The organism is Deltaproteobacteria bacterium (assembly GCA_016930875.1).
Lineage (GTDB): Bacteria > Desulfobacterota > Desulfobacteria > Desulfobacterales.
In genome coordinates this window covers 1-6,372 of record JAFGFW010000094.1, presented here as the reverse complement: position 1 = coordinate 6,372, position 6,372 = coordinate 1, and the positions used below count along the sequence as shown (strand labels likewise).

Genomic DNA, 6,372 nt, shown 5'->3' with positions numbered 1-6,372 from the left:
TCATTTTTCTGAACTTTTTATCGAAAATGAGCAACGACAATGGCTCTCAAAGTTCCCATTAATCATTCGCTCTGGATTAAGGTTAAACCAATGGCCTTCTATGGAAATTATTTTCCTTGATCGGGACGGAGTTTTACAAGAAATAAAAGACCGCTGGCCATCAGCTTCACCAAATCCCCTAGAAAATATTACTCTTGAGTATCTACAGCATATAAATTTGTTCTACAGTTATAGAAATAGTTTAGTGCATGATTTGAAAGAGCCGGGGTATGGGATGGAGTTTGAGAATGATGAAGAGCCTTTTTATCAATATACAAGGCAGGTTGAGGGAGAGTCCAGTACTTGGGAATTGGTATATCCGGTGAGATTCTATGAAAAAATATGCGATTCAGCAATTAAAAACTTACGTGAATATTATCTTAATAAGCGCATTGACCCTTATTCTTGTTACACATTTGGCACATATTGGATTGAGGGCTTAAATAGATAACGCAATATAATCGAGTAGCCGTGGGGGCCCTACTACCCCCTCCCCACCTGGCATGAGGGTTCCCGATAGAATCGGAATCAAGAGAGCTTGTCGAGCCGGATAGAGCAAAAACCTGGCCAAAAGGTGACCCGTTGTTGATTTTCAATGGAGTTGGGTATAAGGAACACGAGGCGTTGAAAGGAAGGTAAACATGAAAAAGATTCTTGTTGGTCTGACATTACTGTTTTTCGTTCTGTTTTTCAGTTCCTGTGCAATAAATCAGAAAGGCAAAATAACAGCCTCTAACAATACCCCCCCACAAGAGACGCATTCCGAGCAAACCAAGGGGGCTGATAAGGTTGCGAACCAAAACGATGGCAAAACCGAGTATACTCTTGCTAGAAAGTATCAATTTGGCTTTAGTGTTACACAAGACAGCGTTGAGGCTGCCAAATGGTTTAGAAAAGCTGCAGAAAAGGGACATGTCGAAGCTCAGTTTGATCTAGGGGATATGTATAGTATTGGCGATGGCGTCCCTAAAGACTACAAGAAGGCTGTCGAGTGGTACCTTAAAGCAGCAGAACAGGGTCATTCTTCGAGTCAGTGCAGCCTGGGAGAAAAGTATTATAGTGGCAATGGCGTTCCTCAAGACTTTACGAAGGCTGCTGAGTGGTTCCACAAAGCGGCAGAACAGCGGCATGCATTTGCTGAGGCTTTTCTGGGGGAAATGTATTTTTATGGGCAAGGTTTTTCCCAAGACTACACGAAGGCGGCCGAATGGTATCGAAGGTCGGCAGAACAGGGGCATGCGGGGGCTCAGTATATACTGGGGGGTATGTATTATAATGGTCAAGGTGTTCCCAAAGATTACACGGAAGCAGTCAAATGGTTTCTTAAGGTTGCTGAGCGGGAGGATTCTATTTTTAATAATGCTCCTGCTCAAGATGCCCTAGGGGATATGTATAGATTTGGCCAAGGTGTTGCCCAAGATTACACTGAAGCTCTTAAATGGTACCGCAAAGCGGCTGAGCAGGGAAATGTCGGGGCTCAGAGTTCACTTGGGGTTATGTATTTTCATGGCCTAGGTGTAACGCAGAATAACACAGAGGCCGCCAAGTGGTTTCATAAAGCAGCCAGCAGCGGAGATGTGGAGGCTCAACGCGTTTTAGGATTTATGTATCAGTGTGGCCTAGGTGTAACGCAGAATTACATAAAGGCCATCGGATGGTACCGGAAAGCTCTAGCACAAGGGGATGACAAGGCCCAAATCTTTTTAGACGCTTTATTAGGGGGGATATATCCAGGATGGGAGTGTTTGTACCAAGGTGATACTGAATATTTGTTTATCAACAAAGACAAAATCAGGCGGCAGAAAAATTTGGTGTGGCTTTGGACAATGGATGTCCCATTTCAGGAATCGGACTTCGGCAAGAAAGGCACAAAGAGATGCTGCTGGATTGCAGATTGCGATAGCGACAAGATTGGTCTCGTCAGTTATATTGAATACGATTCTAATGGGAAGATAATCGATTCATATACATCTAAAGAATCAGAGGTAGAGATGAGTCCGGTAGTGCCCGGTTCAATGGGCGAAATGCTGAAAGAGTATGCCTATTCGCATTTAAAAACAGAAACTCGCAAAAAAGAAGAATCCGCAAAGACGGAGCCATGTTCCGGCACAGGATGGCCGGTAACCTCCGGCTTTGTTGTCACGAACAATCATGTGGTTGCGGGGCATAATAATATTGTTCTGATACGGCAGGATGGCGTAAAGATTCCCGCAACGATTGCCGCGCACGATGCATATAATGATCTTGCGTTGCTTGAAGTGAAGGATACCGGGCTTCTTCCCGCTGCCCTACCCCTTTCCTCAAAGCCGGCTGCGCTGGGAGAAAAGATCGTTACTGTCGGATACCCCCATCCCGATCTATTAGGTGTTAAGCCAAAATTGACCGAAGGTGTTGTAAACTCAACATCCGGTTTAGGAGATGACCCCCGCGCCCTGCAAATCAGCGTGCCGATACAGGCGGGCAATAGCGGCGGGCCTCTGGTGAATATGGAAGGAAAGGTGGTGGGAATTGTTACCAGTAAAGTAAATGCTATAAAGATGTTTAAATGGACAGGCGACCTGCCTCAGAACATCAACTACGGCATTAAGATATCCTATCTTCAAGGTCTGCTTTCTTCAGTATCCCCCAAAAAACGTATAGACACAGTACACCCGTTTAACAACGCTTCAATAGAAGAACTTGCTGAAAAAATTAAAAACTCTGTGTTGATAATTGTAGCAGAGTAAGAGAGGAAAGAGCCAGGTCTCCAAGCCGGATAGGAGAGACCGGCCTGAGTATCAGGGTGGATGTGGACCCTGTGAATTTTATGTGAGCGAAGAACAGAGTCTGGAAAAAAGGGTTAGGCTTGCATGATTATAAAATTCTTGCTTTTTTATTACTGATTTGGCTATACAAATGTAAGATCAAGAAACACCATATTGATAGACAATAGTACTGATTTATTTCTTAACATTTAATGGTAGCCGTCAGAAATGGAGATCGCGATGCAAATATTTCGGCAACCAGCCGCGCCTGACGTCCATCGTCTGCTCAATGACTCAGATTTACCAACCGCTGATCTGACATCCCAAAACTTTGAGCATTTCTTTGGGTGTGGTTCCAAACAAGAATCGAAGGGCGTGGTCGGATTGGAGATTTACGGTTCCAGGGCATTACTGCGCTCTCTCGTCGTTTGCGAAAGTAATCGAGGGCGCGGGTGCGGCAAGGCCCTTGTAGCCGAAGCCGAGCGCTATGCGCAGGGTCGGGGTGTGAGGTACATTTACTTGCTCACCATTACTGCTGCAAAATTCTTTGAAGGTTTAGGTTACACAGCGACTGCACGAGAGGAGGCACCTGAGTCGATTCGCGCCACATCGGAATTTTCTAACCTGTGTCCATCGAGTTCTGCATTCATGATAAAAGATTTGACGCCTAACCATGCTAATTCAGCCGACACCAAAAGCCGTGGGGAGATAGGGGGTCAAATCTTTATTCTTTAGGGAAGAATTGGGGAGATAGGGGGTCAAATCTTTATCCTTGACAGTTGGATCCAATCGGTAAGAATCGCCGAACAATAGCATTAAGAGGGGCTGCCAGCACTGACGCGCTGTCAGCCCCTTATGTAGGTCGTTGTGCGCGAAAACTAAGAAGAAAGAGAAACATGGATATGGATGTTGTTTGTTCAAAAATAACTGATTTTGACACATGGATCGCACTTGCAAGGGAAGTCGAGCCATTATTCGGCCCTATGGCTGATGAAATTGATTTCCAAGAATTCTTAAGGCAAACCATTTCTTTAAACACTGCATTTTGCATCTATTCAGAACCGAATGGCGACAACAGGAAGTTAATAGGTGGTGTTGTAATTTCTAAAGAAACAAATGAAATAGCATGGCTCGCAGTATCACAACGATATCGTAGAAAAGGTTATGGTCGAAAATTGATCGAATTCGCTATGAGCAACTTGAATCTCCGGGAAAACATATTTGTTCAGACCTTTGATAAATCGGTCTCTGAAGGAAAATCTGCAAGAAATTTATATTTGGACTTTGGTTTTACGGACATCAAAAATGGTGGATTAAATCCCGCAGGGGTGCCGACCGTAATAATGCAATTAGAAGAGACAAAGCCTATCTGAGCACAACCAGGGCATTAAGGGCGACGGCAAAAAGCCGCCGCGCCTTATGCCCGCCGAGGTGATACGACTATATGAAATTAAGAGATTTCGGTTTCGACCAATGGTTTGAAGCGCATACAACTGAGTTACGCCTGGATGGTTGCGGCTTTGCCCGCATATCCGCAGTTGACCGCGGTTCATACCTCATAAAAGATGAATCGAGGGAAGTCCCCGCTGAGCTGTCAGGGAGACTTACTTATCAGATTGATAGTTCCGTCGACCTGCCATGTGTCGGTGATTGGGTGACAGCGAACTATTACAACAATGACACCGCAGCTATCATCCATCGGGTCTTTCCGCGAAAGACGTTCTTGCGGCGCAAGACCGCGGGTGAAACTGTCGATTTCCAGATGATTGCAGCCAACATAGATACCGCATTTATTGTTCAATCATGCCATTTTGACTTTAATCCACATCGTTTGGATCGATACCTCGTAATGGCAGCGGACGGACATGTTGACCCGATTGTCATCCTCACGAAGACGGACTTGATAACCCAGGATGAATTGGATCAGAAGCTTGCGATCATCAGCTCTGTCAACAAATCCAGAGTGATTGCACTCAGCAATATCACCGGAATCGGGTTTGATGAGCTTCAAAAGAAGCTCTCTTCGGGAAAGACATACTGTCTCCTTGGTTCATCGGGTGTCGGGAAGACAACTCTCATCAACCGTCTCATGGGTCAGGAAGCCTTTGAAACAAAGACCGTCAGCAGCACAGGAGAAGGCACCCATACGACCTCACGCCGACAACTCATCGTTCTTAGCCAAGGCGCAATGTTGATTGATACACCTGGTATGCGAGAACTGGGCATTGTAGGTGCCGGCGATGGGATCAACATGGGTTTCGAAGAATTTGTCGCGCTTTCCGCAAATTGTCGATATGTAAATTGTAGTCACGAACACGAGCCCGGCTGTGCCGTCAGAGCCGCGGTCGAGAATGGTGAATTGTCTGAAGATCGCTATGCCAGCTATATCAAGCTCAAGAAGGAGTCGGAGCACTACGAGAGGTCATATCTGGACAAACGGAAAAAGGACAAAGCCTTTGGACGATTCATCAAATCGGCAAAGAAACATATAAAGGCCTGAAAGACGAGCATCAAACCCGCAAATCCAACGGACGGCTTTCAACCGCCGCTGATGTTCACGTTAGGCGATTGAAAATACATAAAGGGGGTTCTCCTTGATGAGATCGATTCGACTTACATTGTTGATCCTTGTTTTGGCGGCTCTCGCGGGGTGTGCATCTCTGATTACCCATGAAACGCTACGCTTCGAGGGGTTTGAAACGACGCCTAAGCATTTCAGCGGTATCTTAACTTTGCCAAAAGAGAATAAGGAATCAGTGCCGGTCGTTGTTCTCGTTCACGGGTCCGCCGGGGTTGATAGCAGGTATGCGTTTCATCGGCCTGCGCTGTTGGACGCCGGAATCGGGACATTTGAAGTGGATTTTAAAACCGGTGTTTTTACCTCCCTCTCTGACCGCCCGCCCATTGCCACTTTCCAACCGTGGGCTTTCGGAGCGTTGAAGGTTTTACGCTCCCATCCGCGCGTCGATGCAAAGCGTATCGCCATTATGGGATTTTCTCTCGGGGGTCATCTGAGCGTTTCTGTTGCCTCACGAAAAGTGGTCACTCAATGGCTGGGACCGGGCCAACCGGGATTTGCCGCCCATGTAGGGTTCTATCCTGTGTGCAAAGAGTTGAAAAAACATTTTGACGTGACCGGATTAACCGGAGCCCCGATTCTCATCATTTCTGGAGAGAAAGATTCCTGGGGCGATGGAGAGACGTGCGGGAGCTTCTGCGACTGGTTGAACGAGGCACAGCCGGGTGTTGTTTCGCTGACAATGTATCCTGATGTCCATCATGGATTCGATCGGAAAGGATCATGGAAAGGATACGCACCGTTCGCACAAAATAATACGGCCATCCTTCAATGGGATGCCGAAGCGGCACATGACAGTCGCAAGCGAGCCGTTGCGTTTCTGCGACAGGCATTCGGTTTGTAATCATTGAGGTGGCAGTATGTTATCCAGAATGTCATGTGTGATACACCCACGAGACTTTACGGGAACCCGGCACCGGCGTGCTCGACCCGGACGGTTTCAATGCGGCCGCCGTTCCATGGCGAAGCCCCGGCGGTACAGACGAAGAGGGTTTGTCCATCGTGCCCGCC

General features: G+C 46.8%; 6 protein-coding genes. All 6 read left to right on the top strand.

Features of this window, described 5'->3' with window-relative positions; genetic code table 11:
* The coding region (locus JW883_08855) for a hypothetical protein (protein ID MBN1842370.1) at positions 1–490 on the top strand (490 nt) is incomplete at its 5' end.
* 190 nt (positions 491–680) lie between these two features.
* Positions 681–2,765: an SEL1-like repeat protein gene (locus JW883_08850; GenBank protein ID MBN1842369.1), complete on the top strand. Its 2,085-nt coding sequence runs from the start codon at positions 681–683 to the stop codon at positions 2,763–2,765.
* 246 nt (positions 2,766–3,011) lie between these two features.
* A complete protein-coding gene (locus JW883_08845; protein ID MBN1842368.1) occupies positions 3,012–3,518 on the top strand; it encodes a GNAT family N-acetyltransferase in 507 nt (168 codons plus the stop codon).
* A gap of 161 nt (positions 3,519–3,679) precedes the next feature.
* Positions 3,680–4,156 (top strand): GNAT family N-acetyltransferase, encoded by a 477-nt coding sequence (locus JW883_08840; GenBank protein MBN1842367.1) that lies wholly within the window; start codon positions 3,680–3,682, stop codon positions 4,154–4,156.
* Positions 4,157–4,227: 71 nt separating this feature from the next.
* Positions 4,228–5,283 carry a ribosome small subunit-dependent GTPase A gene (gene rsgA / locus JW883_08835; GenBank protein MBN1842366.1) on the top strand — a complete coding sequence of 352 codons (1,056 nt, stop codon included), beginning with the start codon at positions 4,228–4,230 and terminating at the stop codon, positions 5,281–5,283.
* Positions 5,284–5,380: 97 nt separating this feature from the next.
* Positions 5,381–6,205, top strand: a complete 825-nt coding sequence (locus JW883_08830) for a dienelactone hydrolase family protein (protein ID MBN1842365.1) — start codon at positions 5,381–5,383, stop codon at positions 6,203–6,205.
* The last annotated feature ends 167 nt before the right edge of the window (positions 6,206–6,372 follow it).